Annotated in this window: 16 protein-coding genes and 1 tRNA gene; 8 read left to right on the forward strand and 9 right to left on the reverse strand. The window is 68.2% G+C overall.

The window, feature by feature from the left end; translation table 11 throughout:
- Positions 1–8: 8 nt before the first annotated feature.
- Complete coding sequence (gene rne, locus IP93_RS07545; protein ID WP_144813953.1) at positions 9–3,080, forward strand: ribonuclease E; 3,072 nt, start codon at positions 9–11, stop codon at positions 3,078–3,080.
- 112 nt (positions 3,081–3,192) lie between these two features.
- Here rne and IP93_RS07550 read toward each other — a convergent pair whose 3' ends face one another.
- The 3 genes from IP93_RS07550 to IP93_RS07560 form a co-directional block, all read right to left on the reverse strand.
- Positions 3,193–3,840, reverse strand: a complete 648-nt coding sequence (locus IP93_RS07550; RefSeq protein ID WP_144813955.1) for a response regulator — start codon at positions 3,838–3,840, stop codon at positions 3,193–3,195.
- Positions 3,841–4,070: 230 nt separating this feature from the next.
- Positions 4,071–4,160 (reverse strand) — tRNA-Ser (locus tag IP93_RS07555).
- Between the two features lie 73 nt (positions 4,161–4,233).
- Positions 4,234–5,226 (reverse strand): LysR family transcriptional regulator, encoded by a 993-nt coding sequence (locus IP93_RS07560; protein ID WP_144813958.1) that lies wholly within the window; start codon positions 5,224–5,226, stop codon positions 4,234–4,236.
- Between the two features lie 124 nt (positions 5,227–5,350).
- Here IP93_RS07560 and IP93_RS07565 point away from each other — a divergent pair, with 124 nt between their 5' ends.
- The gene (locus IP93_RS07565) at positions 5,351–5,929 is read left to right on the forward strand and encodes an FMN-dependent NADH-azoreductase (protein ID WP_144813961.1); all 579 of its coding nucleotides are present in this window, start codon (positions 5,351–5,353) and stop codon (positions 5,927–5,929) included.
- Between the two features lie 127 nt (positions 5,930–6,056).
- On the opposite strand, the gene alkB is transcribed toward IP93_RS07565, so the two are convergent.
- Complete coding sequence (gene alkB, locus IP93_RS07570; RefSeq protein ID WP_144813962.1) at positions 6,057–6,755, reverse strand: DNA oxidative demethylase AlkB; 699 nt, start codon at positions 6,753–6,755, stop codon at positions 6,057–6,059.
- A 74-nt stretch (positions 6,756–6,829) separates the two neighbouring features.
- Positions 6,830–8,155: a serine--tRNA ligase gene (gene serS, locus IP93_RS07575; RefSeq protein ID WP_144813965.1), complete on the reverse strand. Its 1,326-nt coding sequence runs from the start codon at positions 8,153–8,155 to the stop codon at positions 6,830–6,832.
- Between the two features lie 110 nt (positions 8,156–8,265).
- On the opposite strand from serS, the gene IP93_RS07580 reads away from it, so the two are divergent.
- A complete protein-coding gene (locus IP93_RS07580; protein WP_144813967.1) occupies positions 8,266–8,928 on the forward strand; it encodes an energy transducer TonB in 663 nt (220 codons plus the stop codon).
- 23 nt (positions 8,929–8,951) lie between these two features.
- Here IP93_RS07580 and aroA read toward each other — a convergent pair whose 3' ends face one another.
- The 4 genes from aroA to serC are packed head-to-tail and all read right to left on the reverse strand — an operon-like array spanning position 8,952 to position 13,685.
- Positions 8,952–10,265 carry a 3-phosphoshikimate 1-carboxyvinyltransferase gene (gene aroA, locus IP93_RS07585; protein ID WP_242006798.1) on the reverse strand — a complete coding sequence of 438 codons (1,314 nt, stop codon included), beginning with the start codon at positions 10,263–10,265 and terminating at the stop codon, positions 8,952–8,954.
- Positions 10,262–11,416, reverse strand: a complete 1,155-nt coding sequence (gene hisC, locus IP93_RS07590) for a histidinol-phosphate transaminase (RefSeq protein WP_158636299.1) — start codon at positions 11,414–11,416, stop codon at positions 10,262–10,264. The genes aroA and hisC overlap by 4 nt, the downstream gene beginning before the upstream one ends.
- Before the next feature lie 8 nt (positions 11,417–11,424).
- Positions 11,425–12,600 carry a prephenate dehydratase gene (pheA, locus tag IP93_RS07595; RefSeq protein WP_144813971.1) on the reverse strand — a complete coding sequence of 392 codons (1,176 nt, stop codon included), beginning with the start codon at positions 12,598–12,600 and terminating at the stop codon, positions 11,425–11,427.
- Positions 12,600–13,685, reverse strand: a complete 1,086-nt coding sequence (gene serC, locus IP93_RS07600; RefSeq protein WP_144813974.1) for a 3-phosphoserine/phosphohydroxythreonine transaminase — start codon at positions 13,683–13,685, stop codon at positions 12,600–12,602. Before serC ends, pheA begins: the two co-directional genes overlap by 1 nt.
- Positions 13,686–13,876: 191 nt before the next feature.
- Here serC and IP93_RS07605 point away from each other — a divergent pair, with 191 nt between their 5' ends.
- From IP93_RS07605 to IP93_RS07625, 5 genes are read left to right on the forward strand one after another with little or no spacing between them, the layout of a single operon-like run.
- Complete coding sequence (locus IP93_RS07605) at positions 13,877–15,067, forward strand: efflux RND transporter periplasmic adaptor subunit (RefSeq protein ID WP_144813976.1); 1,191 nt, start codon at positions 13,877–13,879, stop codon at positions 15,065–15,067.
- 12 nt (positions 15,068–15,079) lie between these two features.
- The gene (locus IP93_RS07610; protein ID WP_144813979.1) at positions 15,080–18,238 is read left to right on the forward strand and encodes an efflux RND transporter permease subunit; all 3,159 of its coding nucleotides are present in this window, start codon (positions 15,080–15,082) and stop codon (positions 18,236–18,238) included.
- A complete protein-coding gene (locus IP93_RS07615) occupies positions 18,231–19,658 on the forward strand; it encodes an efflux transporter outer membrane subunit (RefSeq protein WP_277874016.1) in 1,428 nt (475 codons plus the stop codon). Before IP93_RS07610 ends, IP93_RS07615 begins: the two co-directional genes overlap by 8 nt.
- A complete protein-coding gene (locus tag IP93_RS07620) occupies positions 19,655–20,275 on the forward strand; it encodes a TetR/AcrR family transcriptional regulator (RefSeq protein ID WP_158636300.1) in 621 nt (206 codons plus the stop codon). Before IP93_RS07615 ends, IP93_RS07620 begins: the two co-directional genes overlap by 4 nt.
- Positions 20,259–20,939 (forward strand): TetR/AcrR family transcriptional regulator, encoded by a 681-nt coding sequence (locus IP93_RS07625; protein WP_144813984.1) that lies wholly within the window; start codon positions 20,259–20,261, stop codon positions 20,937–20,939. Before IP93_RS07620 ends, IP93_RS07625 begins: the two co-directional genes overlap by 17 nt.
- Positions 20,940–20,961: the final 22 nt, after the last annotated feature.

Here is a 20,961-nt window from a genome sequence, read left to right on the forward strand (position 1 = left end):
ACGCAGCAATGAAGCGAATGCTCATCAATGCCACGCAGGCGGAAGAACTGCGCGTGGCCATCGTCGACGGCCAGACCCTGTACGACATCGACATCGAACAGCCGGCCAAGGAACAGAAAAAGTCCAACATCTACAAGGGCAAGATCACCCGTCTTGAGCCCTCCCTCGAAGCCGCCTTCGTCGAATACGGCGGCGACCGCCACGGCTTCCTGCCGCTGAAGGAAATCTCCCGCGACTACTTCCAGTCGGGCGTGGACCACAACAAGGCGGGCTTGAAGGAACTGCTGCGCGAAGGCCAGGAAGTGGTCGTGCAGGTGGACAAGGAAGAGCGAGGCAACAAGGGTGCGGCGCTGACCACGTTCATCTCGCTGGCCGGCCGCTACATGGTGCTGATGCCCAATTCGCCCACCGCGGGCGGCGTGTCGCGCCGCATCGAGGGCGAGGACCGCGCCGAGCTCAAGCGCGCGATGGACGTGCTGAACATCCCCGACGACATGGGCGTGATCATCCGCACCGCGGGCGTGGGCCGTGACGCCGAAGAGCTGCAGTGGGACCTGGACTACCTGCTGAGCGTGTGGAAGAGCATCACCGATGCCGCGCTGAGCAAGCCGGCGCCGTTCCTGATCTACCAGGAAAGCCGCCTGATCATCCGCGCCCTGCGCGACTACATGCGCCCGGACATCGGCGAGATCCTGGTCGACACGCCGGAGATGTACGCCGAGGCGCTGGAGTTCGTCGAGCAGGTGATGCCGCACAACAAGCGCAAGCTCAAGCATTACACCGACGACGTACCGCTGTTCAACCGCTTCCAGATCGAATCGCAGATCGAAGGCGCTTACGAGCGTGAAGTGCGCCTGCCGTCGGGCGGCGCCCTGGTGATCGACCAGACCGAAGCGCTGACCGCGGTGGACGTCAACTCGGCACGCGCCACCAAGGGCGGCGACATCGAGGAAACCGCGTTCAACACCAACCTGGAAGCCGCCGAGGAAGTGGCCCGCCAGATGCGCCTGCGCGACCTGGGCGGCCTGGTGGTGATCGACTTCATCGACATGTCGTCCAACAAGCACCAGCGCGAGGTGGAAAACCGCCTGGCCCACGCGCTCAAGCAGGACCGTGCGCGCGTGCAGATCGGCCGCATCTCGCGCTTCGGCCTGCTGGAAATGAGCCGCCAGCGCCTGCGTCCGTCGCTGGGCGAGTCCAGCCAGCTGGTGTGCCCGCGTTGCGAAGGGCACGGCCGCATGCGCAGTGTCGAATCGCTGTCGCTGTCGATCCTGCGCCTCGCCGAAGAACACGCGATGAAGGACAACACCGGCCAGGTGCTGGTGCAGGCTCCGGTGGAAATCGCCAGCTACCTGCTGAACGAGAAGCGCCGGGCTCTGAGCGAGATCGAGAAGCGCCACGACGCGCCCATCGTGATCGTGCCCGACGAGCAGCTGCACACGCCGCACTACGAAGTCACGCGCATCCGCGAGAACGAACTGGGCGAGGAAAGCAGCAAGCCGAGCTACCACCGTGGCACGCCGCGCAAGCTGCCGACCCACGCGCTGACCAAGGCCAACCTCAACATCCCGGCGGCGCCGGCGGTGACCAACGTCAAGCACGACCGCCCCGCCCCGCTGCGCGAGCCGCGTGAGGTGGAGTCGCCCGTGCCGGCGGCGCCCCCCGCGCCCGCACCCGTGGCCGCGCCCACCCATTCCATCGGCGTGGTCGAGCGCATCCTGCGCTTCTTCCGCGGCAGCCAGCCGATCACGGTCGCACCGGCACCGGCCCGTGACACCCGCGGTGGCCGCGGTGAGAGCCGCAATGAGCGCGGCGGCAAGCCAGCGCGCGACCAACGCGATGGCCGTGGCGAGAATCGGGGTGAACGTGGCGAGCGCGGCGGCAAGCAAGGCCGCGAAGGGCGTCGCGACGAGCAGCGCCGCAACCAGCAGGGTGCCGGCGGAAATGCGCCGGGGCAGCAGGCACAAGGCCAGAAGCAGCAGGCGCAGACCCCCAAGGGACAGCAGGGCCAACAAGGACAGCAGAAGCAGCAGAACGCCCCCAAGCCGCCCAAGGCGCAGGCCGAAGAACGCAAGCCTGCGCAGGACGCCCAGCCGCAGGGGCAGCGCCCCCCGCGCAGCGAGCAGCCGAAGCCGTCCGCGCCCAAGGCAGAACCGGCCGTCGAAGCGGCCGCAGTCGCGGGCGCGGTGACGGCGGCGACTGCCGTGGTCGTCGGCACTGATGCCACCAGCCCGATCGAGTCGGCTCCCTTGGCTGACACGATCAACGATGCCGCGACTGCCCCCGCCGAAGGCGATGCCAACGGCGAAGGCACGGGGCGTCGTCGTCGCGGCCGTCGCGGCGGACGCCGTCGCCGTCGCGGAGGCGAAGGTGCCGCCGTGGGAGCCGATGAGGCGACTCACGACGACCTGTTGGCCGACGATGATGAAGAACTGGACGCGGGGCTTGCGGGGCAGTCCACGGCCCCGGCCGCCAACCGTTCCCAGCCGGAGTTCGATTTCGACGACGTCGCCGCCGCACCGGCCAAGCCAGCGGCACCTGCTGCACCGGTTGCAACTGCGGCCGTCGCCCCGGCGATCGCCACGACCACGGTTGTCGCCGTGGCCGATGCCGCCGAAGTGGCACAGGCCCAGGTGCCGGAGGTCGAGTCCACGCCGCAGGACAAGGCTGCGCGAGGCGAGGCGCCCGTCACCGTCGAATCCATCCCGGTGGAGTCGCTGACCGTCGATCCGGTGGTTGCGGAAGTCGTCGCCCCCACCCTGGTCGAAGCAGATGTCGTCCAGCCGACCGTCGTCGAACCCGAGGTGATCTCGCCGCAAGTGGTCGCGGTGGTCGAACCCGCGCCGATCGCCGCGGAAGCGGCGTCGGTCGTCGCCTCCACGGAGACTGTGGAACCTGTGGCCACCCGTCCTGAGCCGGCCAGCATCGAGGCCGACATCGTGGCCGAGGAATCCGTGCCCACGGCGACGGGCGTGCCCAAGACCGGCGGGCTGTTTGACGCGCTGCCAGACGGTGATGAGAAAACCGTTGCCAGGACCGAGCCCGACGAAGAGCAGAAGCCCGGGGAAGACAAGGCGTAACCGCCAATCCAGGCTCTCGCCAGGGAAGAGGCCGCGCAATGCGCGGCCTCTTCCGTTGGGGATCACCGCATGCTGGATCGAGTGCCGCCGACCGCGTTGGGGCCAGCCGCGCTCAAGGCACGGATTCGGACGGATCCAGGTAACCGTGTTGGCGCAACAGCCGGGACAGGCTGACGGTATCGCGGACGCCCAGCTTTTCGAACAGGCGCTGCTTATGCGTACTGACCGTCTTCGCGCTCAGGACCAACTGGCGCGCGATCTGTTCGTTTTTCAGCCCTTGCGCCAGCAGCAGTGCCACCTCGGTTTCCCGCGGGGAAAGCGTCTCCAGCGCCGACACCAGACCCAGTCCGGCCAGGGCAAGATTCTGCGCGACCGCGCTGGCCAGGTAGCGTTTGCCCTGTGCGACGGTGCGCACCGCCGAAACCAGCTCCTGCGAATCGGCCGCCTTGCCTACATAACCGGAGGCCCCGGCCTCCAACAGCCGACGCGGTAACGGACCGTCATCCAGTACCGAGACGATGATCACCTTGGGTGCGCACTCGAACTTCATGAGGCGCTCGGTAAGGTCCAGGCCGCTGGCACCTGGCAGGTGCAGGTCGGACAGCACGACATCGGGCTTGCAGTTGCGTATCAGCGGCAGTGCCGCCTCGCCACTGTCGGCCTCGCCGACGACCTCCATGTCGAGCTGTGTCGACAGGATCATGCGCAAGCCGGTCCGGACGATCGCATGATCGTCCACGATGAAGATACGGATGGTCATCCCTAACCCCGTTTGATGGATTTGGGTGGGAGACTAAGCAACCCCCGGACGGGACGCAAGCGCGCCGCTGTCCAGGGGAGAATCAGGTGCTGGTTCGGGAGGCCACTATCCATAGCGGCTCCCGATCGCCGCTTCGGGGAACGGCTCCAGCAATGAGAGCCTGAAGCAGTATGGATGACACTGCAATCGCCGGGAGAAACATTCCCAGCCAGCGGCCACGACAGGCAAATTGGCGGACAGGGTGGGATTCGAACCCACGGAAGGGATTAACCTTCGGCGGTTTTCAAGACCGCTGCCTTAAACCACTCGGCCACCTGTCCGGCTTGGACCTGGCACGGGCAAGGGCACGTGCGCCGCGTATTCTCGCACGCGGCGTCCGCCAACCCCAGCCTTTTACCGCGGCTTTTTCGCCGTGTCCGCAAGCTTGGGCCCCACGGCTTCGCGGCAGGGAATTCCGGTGCTCTCACCGCATTCAAGCCGCACGGACTCGATCAGCCCGGGCACTTTCTCCGCCAGGTAGTCGATGAACACACGGACGGCAGGCAGCAGTCCGCGACGCGATGCGAACACGGCGTGGAAGATGCCCTGCGGCAGTCGCCACTCCGGCAGGACGACTTCCAGCCTGCCGCTGCGCACCGCTTCGTGGCAAACCGTCTCGGGCAGCAGGGTGATGCCCACGCCCTGTTCGGCCAACGCCATCATCATGGGGACATCGAAGCCCATCACCCGGGGGCGCAACTCGACCCGGCGCACCTCGCCATCCGGGCCATGCAGCTCCCAGCGCTGGCGCGCCTCATCCTCGCTGACGCTCAGCGTGACGTGCTCGGCCAGGTCTTCGGGCGTCTTCGGCCGGCCCATGCCCTTGAGGTAGCCCGGACTTGCGACCAGCAGCTCCTGGGTCATGCCGAAGCTGCGCATCACCAGGCTGCCGTCATCGTCCAGCTTGGACCGCACGCGCAGGGCCACGTCGATGCCTTCATTGATGATGTCCACACGCCGGTTGCTGACGTGCATCTGCACGCGCACCTGCGGGTAGCGGGCGAGGAATTCCGGTAGCAGCGTGGGCATCTGGTGCTGCGCGAGCGCCACCGGCACGCTGACGCGGATCACGCCGCGCGGCTCGGCGCTCAGGCGGTCCACCACCTCACGCGCGGCCTGGGCCTCGGCCAGCATCGACTGGGCATGCCGGTAGACGCTCTGCCCGACCTCGGTCACCGCGAAGCGCCGGGTGGAGCGCTGCAGCAGGCGCACGCCCAGGTCGGCTTCGAGTTGACTGATGCGGCGGCTCAACCGGGACTTGGGGATGCCGAGCGCACGCTCCGCCGCGGCAAAGCCGGCATGGTCCACTACGGCGGCGAAGTAATACAGGTCGTTGAGATCGTTCATGGCCGAAGTTCCATATTCAGAACATTTCGTGGCATTTGATCAGGTTTATCCCACGCAAGCAACGGCATACCGTGTATCGCAAGGCGGCCAGCTGGCCGCGCCACCCACACGACAAGGCCACACCATGAAGCTCCTGCATATCGACTCCAGCGCCCTGGGCGCCAACTCCGTCACCCGTGACCTGAGCGCGGCGGTCGTCGCCCGCTGGCAGGATGCCGTACCGGACCTGTCGGTCCAGTATCGCGACCTGGACGCCAACCCGGTGCCGCACCTGACCCGCGGCTCGCTGGCCGGCACCAATGCCGAGGAAGCAGCCAAGGCCGCGGCGGTACTGGAGCAGTTCCTGGCGGCGGACGTCATCGTCATCGGGGTGCCGATGTACAACTTCGGCATCCCCTCCACGCTGAAGGCCTGGATTGACCGCATTGCGGTGGCCGGCAAGACGTTCCGCTACACCGAGAATGGCCCCGAAGGCCTGGCCGGCGGCAAGAAGGTGATCGTCGCCAGCGGTCGCGGCGGCCTGCACACCGGTGCACCCAGTGACTTCCAGGAGCCGTACCTGACCTTCGTGCTCGGCTTCCTCGGCATCACCGACGTGGAGTTCGTACGTGCCGAAGGCGTGGCCTATTCCCCGGAACACCGCACCACGGCCATTGCCGAGGCCAAGGCCGCGATTGCATCCCCGCTGGCCAAGGCCGCCTGAGGCCCGAGCCCGTCCCCGGCATCCGGTTCTCTCTCCCTCCCCAGACCGGATGCATTCGGGCCTGCCCCTTGGGGCAGGCCCTCTCTTTTCCGGGACGGGGATACGCACCCGTGGAACGCGCACGCCATCAGCCCGCGCAGCGGAACGTCAGGTTGATGCGTATATCGCCTGCCGCCGGATGCCAGCCCTGCCTGAGTGGTGCGATGCCATGAAAGCGCATGCGCGATGCTCCGCCCCACACCACCACGTCGCCGTGCGCCAGCGCGTGGCGCTGCGTGCTGTCGCGACGATCCAGGCCACCCCAGAGGAAGCTGGCCGGCACGCCGAGCGATACCGAGACAATAGGCGCCTCCAGACGCGCTTCATCGCGGTCCTGGTGCAGGGTCAGGCGCGCACCGGGCACATACCGGTTGATCAGGCAGGCGTCGGGATCGAAACCCGGATAACCCGCGTCCGCGGCGGCGCGACTGGCCAGCGCGACGAAGCACGCAGGCATCTTCGGCCATGGCTGCCCGCTGCACGGATCCAGGCGCTCGTAGCGATAGCCCCGCCGGTCGCTCACCCAGCCCATCCGGCCACAGTTGGTCATCGCCACGGACATACGGAAGCCGCCGGGCGTCGTGAGATGGCGAAACGGCGCGGCGTGGGCGATCGCATCCACGGCCTGCATCAACGCGGCGTCCACGTCCAGGGCGAATCCCCGCAACAGCCACGCCCCGTCAGAGAGCGGCACACGCTCGCCAGCGACCGGGGTGGCGATGCCGCCATCGAACAGGTCGGCGGTCCCGGCGGCCTGGCCCCACGCGTGCTCACGCGAACTGGTCATGGCGATGCATCCATCTCGTGCAACGGGAGGTGCTTCCCCACCGGAGGAAACACACCATCCGTGCCAACGCGGCCTCAAGCGATGATTTCGAGCCCACCCATGTACGGACGCAGTGCCTCGGGCACGGTGATCGAGCCGTCGGCGTTCTGGTAGTTCTCCATCACCGCGATCAGCGCGCGGCCCACGGCGACGCCCGAGCCGTTGAGGGTGTGCACCAGCTCCGGCTTGCCCGCCGCGTTGCGGAAGCGGGCCAGCATGCGGCGGGCCTGGAAGCCCTCGCAGTTGGAGCAGGACGAGATCTCGCGGTAGGTGTCCTGCGACGGCAGCCAGACTTCCAGGTCGAAGGTCTTGGTGGCCGAGAAGCCCATGTCGCCGGTGCAGAGCAGCATGCGGCGGTATGGCAGGCCGAGCTTCTCCAGCACCACCTCGGCGCAACGGGTCATGCGGTCGTGCTCGGCGTAGCTCTCGTCCGGCTTGGCGATCGTCACCAGCTCCACCTTCTCGAACTGGTGCTGGCGGATCATGCCGCGCACGTCGCGGCCGCCGCTGCCGGCCTCGGCGCGGAAGCACATCGAATGCGCGGTCATGCGCAGCGGCAGCGCCTCGGCCTCGAGGATGGTGTCGCGGGCGATGTTGGTCAGCGGCACTTCCGAGGTCGGGATCAGGTAGCGCTTGCTCTCGCCCACTTCGGTGGAGAACAGGTCGTCCTCGAACTTGGGCAGCTGGCCGGTGCCACGCATGCTGTCGGCATTGACCAGCAACGGCACGTTGGTTTCCTGATAGCCGTGCTCACCGGTGTGCAGGTCGAGCATGAACTGGGCCAGCGCACGGTGCAGGCGCGCGACGGGACCGCGCAGCACGGTGAAGCGCGAGCCGGACAGCTTGGCCGCGGTCTCGCCATCCAGCCAACCGTTGCGGGCACCCAACTCGACATGATCGAGCACCTTGAAGTCGAAGCGGCGCGGGGTGCCCCAGCGGTGCTGTTCGACGTTGCCGTTCTCGTCGCTGCCGACCGGCACAGACGCATGCGGCAGGTTGGGGATGCCCAGCGCGATCGCCTCCAGTTCCGCGCGGATGGCTTCCAGGCGCTCCTCGCTGGCCTTGAGCTCGTCGCCAAACCCGGCCACCTGCGCCTTTATCTGCTCCACTTGGGAAAGACAAAAATCGGCTTGGTCGAAATCTTCTTCGGCGTTGAAGCGCGTGACGCGCCCCATCAGCTGTCCGATTTCCTTGGACTTGGTGTTGCGCAGGTTCTGCAGTTCCTGCGTGCGGACCTGGATCTGCTTGCGCTCGGCCTCCAGTGACTCCAGTGCACGCGCGTCCAGTTCGAAACCACGGGTTTCGCGCAGGCGGGCGGCAAGATCGGAAGGCTGTTGGCGCAGCAGGTTCGGGTCGAGCATGGCGGGGCCGTGAAGTGATCTGGACCGCGATTATCGCAGCCTTGGCCCCCGATTGACGTTTTGTTAAGCCAACCGACGGCAACAATCGGCATCAGCCGTCTGGACCGCGCATGTCGACACCCTCCTCCCTGCCTCCGCGCCGTGTTTTCAACATCACCGACTGGAAGCCATCCGCCCGCTCGCTACTGTGGGTGCTGTTGGCTTTCGTCGCCGGGCTGTTGCTCTTTGCCTGGGCCATCTCGGGCGGACGCAAGGAGGACTTTTTCCGCGCCAATCAGACGCCGCCGACCGCGTTGCCACGCGTGTATGCCCCGCTGCCGGCGCCCTTGCCAGCCGGCGATGCGTCCGGCGCCGCCAGCGGCATGGGCAAACAGCCCGATACCGCACGCGAATCCGCCGAACGCCCGTTCGTGGTGGAAACCCCGCGCCCACCGCCGCCGCCTGCCGCACCGGCCGCGCCAACGGTATCCGACAGCCCCGTGCCCAGCACCCGGGCCACCACCCTGCCGATGCCCATCGCGGGCCAGACGCCGGCGCCGCGCTACCCCCGCCGAGCGCTGCGGCGCGGTGAGGCCGGCACCGTGCGCGTGCGCGTGGAAGTCGGGGCTGACGGCCGCCCGGCACAGGTCACGGTGGCGCAAGCCAGCGGTTCCCGCGACCTGGACCGCGCCGCGGTGGAGGCGGTGCGACGTTGGCGCTTCCACCCGGCGCGTCGTGACGGCCAACCGGTATCGGGCACGGTGATCGTGCCGATCAGCTTCTCGCCGGAGTGACCGTAGCCCTCCTCTGACCGCGGCTAGCCCTCGTCCAGCGCGAAGCCCGCGCCGTTGGCCAGCGCGACGAACCCCGGGAACGAGGTCGCCACGTTCTCGGTGTCTTCGATCCGGACAGGCGCCTGCGCCAGCTGTGCGGCAATCGCGAAGCTCATCGCGATGCGGTGATCGCCGTGGCTGTCGATCTGGCCGCCACTGATCGCCCCGCCCTCGATGCCTGCACCGTCCGGGGTTTCGCTGACGGCCACGCCCAGCGCCCGCAGGCCGGCGGCCATCGTGGCAATGCGGTCGGATTCCTTGACCCGCAGTTCCGCCGCACCGGTGACCGTGGTGCGCCCGTGCGCGCACGCGGCCGCGATGAACAGTGCGGGGAACTCGTCGATCATGTCCGGCACCAGCGTCTCCGGCACGGCAATGCCGTGCAGGGGCGCATGCGTGACCACCAGGTCGGCCACCGGTTCGCCGCCCTGCTCGCCTGCATGTTCTTCGCTGATGTCCGCACCCATCAGCCGCAGCGCCGCCAACAGGCCGGTGCGGCGCGGGTTCATGCCCACGCGTTCCAGTCGCAGCGTCGACCCGGGAATCACGCTGGCCGCCACCAGGAAGAACGCCGCCGACGAGAAATCGGCGGGCACGGCCACGTCGGTGGCCTTGAGCACGTGCCCGCCTTCCAGTTCGGCTTCGCCTGGCGCGAAGCGGATCGGCCAGCCGAAGGCCTGCAGCATGCGCTCGGTGTAGTCCCGCGTGGGATGCGGTTCGCGGATGCAGGTGGTGCCACGCGCATACAGGCCCGCGAGCAGCAGCGCGGACTTCACCTGCGCGCTGGCCACCGGCAGCGTGTAATCGATGCCCTGCAGCGCCTGGCCGCCGTGCACGTGCAATGGCGGCAGGCCATCGCCGGTAGCGTCGATGCGGGCGCCCATGCGCGAGAGTGGCTCGATCACCCGACGCATCGGCCGCTTGGACAAGGAAGCATCGCCCACCAGCGTGCTGTCGAACGCCTGGCCCGCGAGCACGCCAGCCAGCAGGCGCATGCCGGTGCCGGCATTGCCGCAATCCAGCGGTGCGGCGGCGGCATGCAGGCCACGCAGGCCGACGCCATGCACGATCCGTTCGCTGGCACTGGGCGTTTCGATGCGCACGCCCAGTTGCTGGAACACGCGTGCCGTCGCCCGGGTGTCCTCGCCTTCGAGGAACCCGGTGATGCGCGTGGTGCCTTCGGCCAAGGCGCCAAGCATGATGGCCCGGTGCGACACCGACTTGTCGCCCGGCACGCGCAACGTGCCCCGCAGTGGCTGCCCACGGCGGGCGATCCAGTGCGCGGTACTGCCGCTCACGCCAGCACCTCGTCGAGGGCGGCGAGCAGGCGACGGTTCTCGTCGCGGGTGCCCACGGTGATGCGCAGGCAGTCCGCCAGGCCGTAGCCGCCCATGGGCCGCAGGATCACGCCGCGCTCCACCAGTGCGCGTTCCACCGCGGCGGTGCGGTCACCGAATTCCACCAGCACGAAGTTGGTCTGTGACGGGAACACGCGCAGGCCACGCGCCTGCAAGGCCCCGACCAGGGCGGTGCGCTCCTCGCGGTTGCGCGTGCGGACCCAGGCCAGGTGCCCGGCATCGCCAAGCGCGGCTTCGCAGGCCGCCAGTGCCAGCAGGTTGACGTTGAAGCTCTCGCGGATGCGCTCCATCACCGCTACCAGGCCCGCGGGTGCGACGAAATAGCCCACGCGCATCCCCGCCAGACCGTAGGCCTTGCTGAAGGTGCGACTGACCACGAGGTTGGGATGGACGTCGCGCAAGGCCAGGGCGCTGCGGTAGTCGGGCGCATCGGCCAGTTCGGCGTAGGCCTCGTCGATGACCACGATCACGTGCTCGGGCACGCGCGCGAGGAACGCGCGCAACGCGTCGGCACCCAGCCAGGTGCCGGTGGGGTTGTTGGGGTTGGCCAGGAAGAGCAGCGTCGTGGCCGGGGTGATGGCGCCCAGCAGCGCCTGCAGGTCATGGCCGGCCGGCATGGCATCGGTGCGTGGTTGCGCCTCGGCCACGCGGGCAGTGGCACCGGCCGCCTGCGCGGCGAGGCCGAAGACCGCAAAACCATAACGCGGATAGACGACCTCGGCGCCCGGGCCGGCAAACACCTGCGCGACCATCATCAACAGCTCGTGCGAACCGTTGCCCAGCAACAACTCGTCCTCGCCCACGCCGTGCACGCGGGCGAGCGCGCGCTTGAGGTCGGCGCCCAGCGGGTCCGGGTAGCGGTGCAGTTCGTGCAGCCGGTCCAGCACCGCGGCCCGCGCCGCGGGCGACGGCCCGTAGGGATTCTCGTTGGAGCCCAGTTCCACCAGCTGCGCGGCGCCAGACTGCCGGCGCAGGGCGACCAGGTCGTGGCCGGGGTCGTAGGCCTTCAGGCCCTGCACGCCACGGCTGGCGCGGGCGGCGTACCAGGCTTCGTCGTGGGGCCCCGAACGCAACGATGGCGCTTGCTCCATCGCCGCACTCATACGATTGCCACCGGATAGGAGCCCAGCACCTTCACCTGGGTGGCATAGGCGCTGAGGTCCTGCAGGGCCTGGCGCATGGCCGGCTCGTCGGAGTGGCCACTGACATCGATGAAGAACGCGTACTGCCACAAGCCGGTGTTGCCCGGGCGCGACTCGATGCGGTTCATGCTCAGCCCGTGGCGCGCGAACGGCTCCAGCACATGGTGCAGCGCACCAGGCTGGTCGTTGATGAACACCAGTAGCGAGGTGCGGTCGTTGCCTGACGGCGGGAACAGTTCGCGGCCCAGCACCAGGAAGCGCGTGGTGTTGTCCGGGCGGTCCTCGATGGGGCCGGCCACGCGTTGCAGGCCATATACCGGCCCGGCGCTGGCACCGGCGATCGCCGCCGCATCATCCGCGCTGCGTGCCCGCTTGCAGCCCTCCGCATTGCTGCCCACGGCAATCTTCTCGGCCTTGGGCAGGTACTGGCGCAGCCATGCCTTGCACTGGGCAAACGATTGCGGATGCGCGTACACGCGCTCGATGTCTTCGATCCGGCCCGAGCGCGACAGCAGGTGCTGGTGGATGCGCAATTCCACCTCGCCGCAGATCTTCGCCTTCGAGGTCAGGAACATGTCCAGCGTGGACTGGATCGTGCCCTGGGTGGAGTTCTCCACCGGCACCACGCCAAAGTCGGCGTTGCCCGCTTCCACCTCCTGGAACACCTCCTCGATGCTGCCCAGCGGCATGGCATGGATGGAGTGCCCGAAGTGCTTGTACACCGCTTGCTGGGTGTGCGTGCCCTCCGGGCCGAGGAAGCCGATCTTGAGCGGTTCCTGCTGGGCCAGGCAGGCGGACATGATCTCGCGGAACAGCCGCACCAGCACTTCGTCCTGCAGCGGGCCTTCGTTGCGGTCCACCACCCGGCGCAGCACCTGCGCCTCGCGCTCGGGACGGTAGTAGTCCACGGCTGCGGCGAGCTTGCCCTTGGCCTTGCCCACCTGGCCGGCGTAGCGTGCGCGTTCGGCGATCAGGTCCTGGATCGCCCGGTCCACGCTGTCGATGCGGTCACGCAGCACAGCCAGGTCGAGCGGTGGCCCCTTGGCAGGGGCGACAGGCCTGGCCCGCTCCGGCGGTTGGGTTGGCGCCTTGCCGGCCTTGCCGCCTTTGGCCAATCGCGGCAACTTGGCCATCAGCCATGCCTCCGCTGGAAGTCCTGCATGAAGGTCGCCAGCGTCTTCACGCCGTCTTCCGGCATGGCGTTATAGAGGGACGCTCGCATGCCACCGAGGACGCGATGGCCCTTCAACGAAATCAACCCGGCGTCACGGGCTTCGGACAGGAACGGCGCGTCCAGCGAGGCGTCGTGCAGGAAGAACGGCACGTTCATGCGCGAACGGGCGGCGATCGCCACCTCGTTGCGGTAGAAGCCCCCGGACTGGTCGATGGTGGCATACAGCAGTTCGGCCTTGCGCGCGTTGCGCCGGGCGAACTCCTCAACGCCGCCCTCGGCCAGCATCCACTTCACGGTGAGGCCCAGCAGGTACCAGTTCCAGCTGGGCGGGGTGTTGAGCATGGAGTCGGCCGCCAGGTTGGAGGCGTAATTGAAGATGTCCGCACGCGGCTGGCCGGTGCGGGCCAGCAGGTCGCGGCGCACGATCACCACGCTGATGCCCACCGGCCCGAGGTTCTTCTGCGCGCCGGCGTAGATCACGCCGAACCTCGACACGTCCAACGGCTCGGAGGCGATGGAGGAGCTGAAGTCCGCGACCAGCGGCACGTCGCCCACATCCGGCACGTCGCGGTACTCCACGCCGTGGATGGTCTCGTTGGCGGTGTAGTGCACGAAAGCGGCGTCCTGGGACAGCGACCAGGTGGCCGGCGCAGGCGCGTCACGGAATCCGTCGGCCTCGGTGTTGGCGGCCAGGTGGATGGTCACGTACGGCGCGGCCTGCTTGAGCGCGGTCTTGCCCCAGTGCCCGGTGACCACGTAGTCGGCCACCTGCCCCGGCGCGGCGAAGTTGAGCGGGATCAGCGCCTGCGCAGTGGTGGCGCCACCGGCGGTGAACAGCACCGCATAGTCGTCCGGAATGCCGATCAGACGGCGCAGATCGGCTTCGGCCTCGGCCGCGACCCGGATGAATTCGGGTCCGCGATGGCTCAGCTCCACGATCGAGGCGCCCGCGCCACGGAAGTCCAGCATCTCCTCCTGTGCCTGGCGAAGCACCGCCTCCGGCAGGGTGGCGGGACCGGCACTGAAGTTGTAGGCGCGGGACATGGCGGACTCCAAACGGCGGGGTCGTTGAGTATGCCGCAGCGCATCAATGCCCGCGGGTTCGGTTTCCAATGCAACAACTGACCACAACATTGGCTGAACCTGAACGCTTTGACAAAAAGAGAATGATCGTTCATCCTTCGATGTCTTTTCCGCCCGCCTCCCCCCCTTTCCCCATTCATAAGCCGACGCCCATGTCCCGACCTGCCCTCCGCCTGGTGCCGCTGGCACTCTCGCTCTCCCTCGCCCTGGCCGCATGCGGCGGCGCCCCCGAACAGCCGCCGGCCTCGCAAGCCGTCCCCGTGACCGTGGTGACGCTGCAGCCGCAGGACGCCACCCTCACCCGCGAGCTGCCCGGCCGCACCACGCCCTTCCTTGTCGCCGAAGTCCGGCCGCAGGTTTCGGGCATCGTCCGCCGCCGCCTGTTCACCGAAGGCGGTGACGTCAAGGCCGGCCAGCCGCTGTACCAGATCGACGACGCGGCCTACCGCGCGGACAACAACAACGCCCGCGCCACCCTGGCGCGCGCCCAGGCAGCGCTGGTCACCACCCGCCTGAACGCCCAACGCAGCGCCGAGCTGGTCAAGGTCGACGCCGTCAGCCGGCAGGACGATGACAACGCACAGGCCGCCCTGCGCCAGGCCGAGGCCGATGTGAAGGCCGCCCAGGCCATGGTCGACGGCACCGGCGTGACCCTGGGCTATGCCCGCATCACATCGCCCATCAGTGGTCGTATCGGCAAGTCCTCGGTCACCCAGGGCGCGCTGGTCAACGCCGGGCAGCCCACGCCGCTGGCCACCGTGCAGCAGCTGGACCCGATCTACGTCGACCTCACCCAGTCCAGCACCGAGCTGCTGGCCCTGCGCAAGGCCGTGGCCGCCGGCTCGCTGGCCAGCACCGCATCCCTGCCGGTGACCGTACTGCTCGAGGACGGCACCCCGCACACCCACGAGGGCAAGCTGGCCTTCTCCGAAGTCACGGTCGACCCCAGCACCGGCAGCTTCGCGCTGCGCGTGGTGGTTCCCAACCCCGACGGCGTGCTGCTCCCGGGCATGTACGTGCGTGCGGTGGTCGGCAATGGCGAGCGCAAGGGCGCCATCCTGGTGCCGCAACAGGGCATCGCCCGCGATCCCAAGGGCCACACCTCGGCGATGGTGGTCGGCAAGGACGGCAAGGCCGAGGCCCGCCCGGTCAAGGTCAGCCAGGCCATTGGCGACAAGTGGCTGGTCGAGGACGGGCTGAAGGCAGGTGACAAGGTCATCGTCGAAGGCCTGCAGAAGATCCGGCCCGGTGCTCCCGTTACTCCCAGCGAAGCCGGCGCGCCCGCGCAGGCCCCCGGCGCCAACGCCGCTCCCAAGCCCGCCACTGGCGCGGGCAGCAAGTAAGGGGCGCCGCGCATGGCACGCTTTTTCATTGATCGACCCATCTTCGCGTGGGTCATCGCAATCATCATCATGCTCGGCGGCGGCCTGGCCATCTTCACGCTGCCGGTGTCCATGTACCCGACCATCGCCCCGCCGGCGGTGGAGATCGGCGCCACCTACCCGGGCGCCTCGGCCAAGGTGGTCGAGGACTCGGTGACGCAGATCATCGAGCAGAACATGAAGGGCCTGGACGGGCTGATCTACTTCTCGTCCAACAGCTCGTCCAACGGCATGGCGACGATCAAGCTGACCTTCAGCAACGAGACCAACCCCGACACCGCGCAGGTGCAGGTGCAGAACAAGCTGCAGCTGGCCATGCCGTTGTTGCCGCAGGAAGTGCAGCGCCAGGGCATCAACGTGTCCAAGTCGCTCACCGGCTTCCTGCAGGTGCTGGCGTTCGTGTCCGAAGACGGCAGCATGGACAAGAACGACATCGCCGACTTCGTGGGCAGCGCCCTGGTCGACCCGCTCAGCCGCGTGCCGGGCGTGGGCAACATCCAGGTGTTCGGCGGCAAGTACGCCATGCGCATCTGGCTGGACCCGAACAAGCTGGACACCTACAAGCTGTCCACCACCGAGGTCACCGCCGCCATCCGCGCGCAGAACGCGCAGGTCGCGCTGGGCCAGCTCGGCGGGACGCCGGCCATCGACGGCCAGCAGCTCAACGCCACCATCTCCGCACAGGACCGCCTGCAGACCCCGGAGCAGTTCCGCAAGATCATCGTGCGCGCCAACCCCGACGGCTCGGCGCTGAGGCTGGGCGACATCGCGCGGGTGGACATGGGCGTGGAAACCTACGACTTCATCACCCGGTTCAACGGCAAGCCGTCCACGGGCATCGCGATCACGCTGGCCACCGGCGCCAACGCGCTGGAAACCGCCGCCAACGTCGAAGAGGCGGTGAACCAGCTGCGTCCTTCGTTCCCGGCGGGCCTGAAGGTGGTCTCCGCCTACGACACCACCCCGTTCGTGCAGGTGTCGATCAAGAACGTCGTCAAGACCCTGCTCGAGGCGATCGTGCTGGTGTTCCTGGTGATGTACCTGTTCCTGCAGAACTTCCGCGCCACGCTGATCCCCACCATCGCGGTGCCGGTGGTGCTGCTGGGCACGTTCGGCGCGCTCGCCTTGATGGGCTTCTCCATCAACATGCTCACCATGTTCGCCATGGTGCTCGCGATCGGCCTGCTGGTGGACGACGCCATCGTGGTGGTGGAGAACGTCGAGCGCATCATGACCGAGGAAGGCCTCTCGCCGCTGGAAGCCACGCGCAAATCGATGGACCAGATCACCGGTGCGCTGGTCGGCATCGGCCTGGTGCTGTCGGCGGTGTTCGTGCCGATGGCGTTCATGTCCGGCTCCACCGGCATCATCTACAGGCAGTTCTCCGCCACGATTGTCTCGGCGATGACATTGTCGGTGGTGGTGGCGATCGTGCTGACCCCGGCGCTGTGCGCGACCATGCTCAAGCCGCTGAAGAAGGGCGAGCACCACGACAGTGGCAAGGGCCTGTTCGCCCGGTTCTTCCGCGGCTTCAACAAGGGCTTTGACTCCACCAGCGCCCGCTACCAGCGCGGCGTGCGCGGCATCATCGGCCGTCCGGGCCGCTTCATGGCCATCTTCGCGGCCATGGTGGTGGTGATGGGCGTCCTGTTCGCGCGCCTGCCCACCGGCTTCCTCCCCGACGAGGACCAGGGCGTGCTGTTCTCGCTGATCCAGACGCCGGTCGGCGCTACGCAAGAGCGCACGATGCAGACCATCGAGACCATCGAGAACCACTTCCTCACCAACGAGAAGGAAGCGGTGGACTCGGTGCTTTCGGTGCAGGGCTTCAGCTTCGCGGGCATGGGCCAGAACTCGGGCTTGGCCTTCATCAAGCTCAAGGACTGGAGCGAGCGCACTTCGCCCGAACTCAGCGCGGAAGCGGTCGCGGGCCGTGGCATGGGCGCCCTGATGCAGATCAAGGATGCGATGGCGTTCGTGTTCCCGCCGCCGGCCATGCCGGAGCTGGGTACCGCGACCGGCTTCAACTTCTTCCTCAAGGACAACACCGGACAGGGCCACGAAGCGCTGGTGAATGCGCGCAACCAGCTGCTGGGTGCGGCCGCACAGAGCAAGCTGCTGGTGGCCGTGCGTCCCAACGGCCAGGACGACACCCCGCAGTTCCGCGTGGACGTGGACGAAGGCAAGGCCACCGCGCTGGGCCTGTCGATGGACCAGATCAACTCCACCCTGGCCACGGCGTGGGGCAGCAGCTACATCGATGATTTCGTCGATCGTGGCAGGGTGAAGCGCGTGTTCGTGCAGGCCGAGGCTAAGTTCCGCATGACCCCGGAGGACTTCAACCTCTGGTCGGTCAAGAACAACCAGGGCGAAATGGTGCCGTTCTCGGCGTTCGCCACAACACGCTGGGAGTACGGTTCCCCACGCCTGGAGCGCTACAACGGCGTGTCCGCGGTGGAGATCCAGGGCCAGGGCGCACCGGGCGTGTCCTCGGGCGATGCGATGGCGGAAATCGAGCGGCTGGTCTCCGAGTTGCCGCCGGGCTATGGCATCGAGTGGACCGCGCTGTCCTACCAGGAACAGCAGGCGGGCAACCAGACCACCCTGCTCTACGTGCTGTCGCTGATGATCGTGTTCCTGTGCCTGGCGGCATTGTATGAAAGCTGGACCGTGCCGACCGCCGTGCTGCTGGTGGCTCCGCTGGGCATCCTCGGCGCGGTGCTTGCCAACACCATGGCGGGCATGGGTCGTGACGTGTACTTCCAGGTGGCCATGCTCACCACGGTGGGCCTGACCAGCAAGAACGCGATCCTGATCGTGGAGTTCGCCAAGGAGAACCTGGAGCGCGGGATGGGTCTGTTCGCCGCGACCATGCAGGCCGTGAAGGACCGCCTGCGTCCGATCATCATGACCTCGCTGGCGTTCGGCCTGGGCGTGCTCCCGCTGGCCATCGCCACCGGTGCCGGCTCTGGCGCGCAACGCGCCATCGGCACCGGCGTGGTCGGCGGCATGCTCGTCGGCACCGTGCTGGGCGTGTTCTTCATTCCCCTGTTCTTCGTGGTGGTGCAACGCATGTTTGGTGGCCGCAAGGCCGACCCGGCAGCGACCACTGGAGGTGATACCCATGACTAAGCCGTTGATGGCGCCGCTGGCCTTGGCCGTAGCCCTGTTCACCGCCGGCTGCGCCACGCTGGTGCCGCCGACCCCCACCGCCGAGATGGGCATCGCCGAACGGTGGCCGTTGCCGGCCACCACGCAGACGCCTGCCACGACGGACACGGCCACCGCCGAGGTGCCGGCCCTGCCGGTGGCCGACATCGGCTGGCGCGACTTCTTCGCCGATCCCAAGCTCGATGCGCTGGTGGAAACCGCGCTGGCCAACAACCGCGACCTGCGGGTGGCGGCGCTCAACGTGGAGCGCGCGCGTGGCCTGTACCGCATCCAGCGTGCCGACCGCCTGCCCTCGTTGGGCGCGAGCGTGCAGATGGAGCGCACCGGCGGTGACATCCCCATCACCGAGCTGTACACCGCCGGCGTGGGCCTGTCCGCGTTCGAACTGGACCTGTTCGGCCGCGTGCGCAACCTCAGTGAAGCGGCGCTGCAGAACTTCTTCGCCACCGAGGAAGCCCGCATCGGCGTGCAACTGAGCCTGATCGCCGAAGTCGCCAATGCGTACCTGACGCTGGCCGCCGACCAGGACCTGCTGCGCGTCTCGCAGGCGATGATGACCACCTTCGAAGACAGCCACCGGCTGGCGGAGAAGCGTCATGCGATCGGCGCGGCCTCCGGGCTGGAGTTGGCGCAGGCCAAGGCCGAACTGGAAGGCGCACGCGGCGACGTGGCGCGCCTCGAAGGCGACGTGGCACGCGACACCCACGCCTTGCAGTTGCTGGCCGGTACGACCCTGGCACCGGAGCAATTGCCCGATGGCATGCAGGACGGCGCGATCGGTCTGCTGCCGGTGCCGGCGGGGATGCCGTCGGAGGCACTGCTGCGCCGGCCGGACGTGCGTGCCGCCGAGCACCGCCTGCTGGGGGCGAGCGCCAACATCGGAGCCGCCCGCGCGGCGTTCTTCCCGTCGATCTCGCTGACCGGCTCGGTGGGTTCGGCCAGCGGCGAGCTGTCGGACCTGTTCTCCTCGGGCACCTCGGTGTGGAGCTTCATCCCGCGCATCACCCTGCCGATCTTCCAGGGCGGCCGCCTGCGCGCCAACCTCGCCGTGGCCAAGGTCGACCGCGACATCGCGCTGGCCGAGTACGAGAAAGCCATCCAGGCCGGGTTCCGCGATGCCGCCGATGCCCTGGCGCTGTCGCAGACGCTGGCGCGGCAGCGCGAGGCGGTCAAGGCGCAGGTCGAGGCCGCGGCGCAGGCCGACACCCTCGCCAAGGCCCGCTACGAGGCCGGACGTGACAGCTACCTGACGCGCCTGGTCGCACAGCGCACGCTGTACGGCGCCCAGCAGGGGCTGGTGGCCATCCGCCAGGCCGAGCAGGCCAACCGCGTCGCCCTGTACCGGGCGCTCGGTGGCGGCTGGAGCGAGTCCTCGCAGTGAACGCGCAAGCCCGCAGCAGCAAGGCCGAAGCACGGACGCAGGCACAACGCGAACGCATCCTGTGCGCCGCGCAGCAATGCTTCATCGAGCACGGCATCCATGCGGCGGGCATGGCCAGGATCGCGGAGACGGCCGGGATGAGTCCCGGCCTGATCTACCGCTATTTCGAGAGCAAGAGCGCCATCATCCAGGCCATCGTGGAGCGGCAACTGGAGTTGCTGCGCGAGGACATCCGCCTGAACCGCAGGGTCGACCTCGTCCAGGAAATGACAGAGGGCTATGGCCGCACGTGCAACGCCGATGGCCGACGGCTGAGCGGCGCGTTGCTGCTTGAACTGTCGGCCGAAGCCACCCGTGATCCGCAGATTGCGGACGCGGTGAGCCATTTCGACGTGAACCTGCGGCAGGCCCTCGAACTATGGTTGTCCCGCAGCGCCAGCGAGGGCGGGAAAGGCCTGCCCGCCTCGATCACGCCGGCGCGCGCCTTGATCATCCAATTGCTGTTCGAAGGCCTCCGCGTTCGCGAAACGCGCGAACCCGGGCTGGACCGCGAACTGCTCATGACAGCCCTGGACCAGGCCCTCTCACCCTTGTTTCGCCATGATGATCGCACCTGACCCGCACGACCGCCCCACCCCATCGCCCGCCTCGGGCCGTGGTCGACGCATGGACGTGACCAAGCGGCTCGCCATCCTCGCCGCCGCACGCAGGCTGTTCACCCGCCATGGCCTGGAGGCCACCAACATGGACCGACTGGCCGATGTGGCCGGCGTGTCCAAGGCTACCGTCTACAAGCATTTCCAGAGCAAGGAGCACCTGTTCCAGGCAGTGCTGGACGACCTGCTGGCCCAACTGCCGGAACCGGGCACACTGGTCGCGCACGGCCACCAGCAACTGCGCCCGCGCCTGCTGGCCATCGGTCGCGACTTCTGCGGGCTGGCCACCAGCCCCCTCGTCCAGGACATCCGCGAGATGATGGCCGATGCCGGCGTGGCCGGCGGCATCACGCCCGGGGCGTTCTGGACCAGTTGCGCCGCGCCCTACCAGGCGGCGTTCGCCGAGATGCTGCGCGCAACCGCCGCCGTGGACGATCTGGAGATCGTCGATCCCCAGCTGGCCACGTCGCAGTTCTTCGCGCTGGTCGCGTCCGAACCCTTCCTGCGCCAAGCCACCGGCGCGCGACCATTGACCGGCACCGTCCTGACCCAGCACCTGGGAGCGGCGGTGGACACCTTCCTGCGCGCCTTCCATCGGCCGGGCAAGGCCACGCCAAGCGCGTAGCCGCATGCGTGCGCGGGCGATG

Source organism: Aerolutibacter ruishenii, from assembly GCF_007830115.1.
Lineage (GTDB): Bacteria > Pseudomonadota > Gammaproteobacteria > Xanthomonadales > Xanthomonadaceae > Aerolutibacter > Aerolutibacter ruishenii.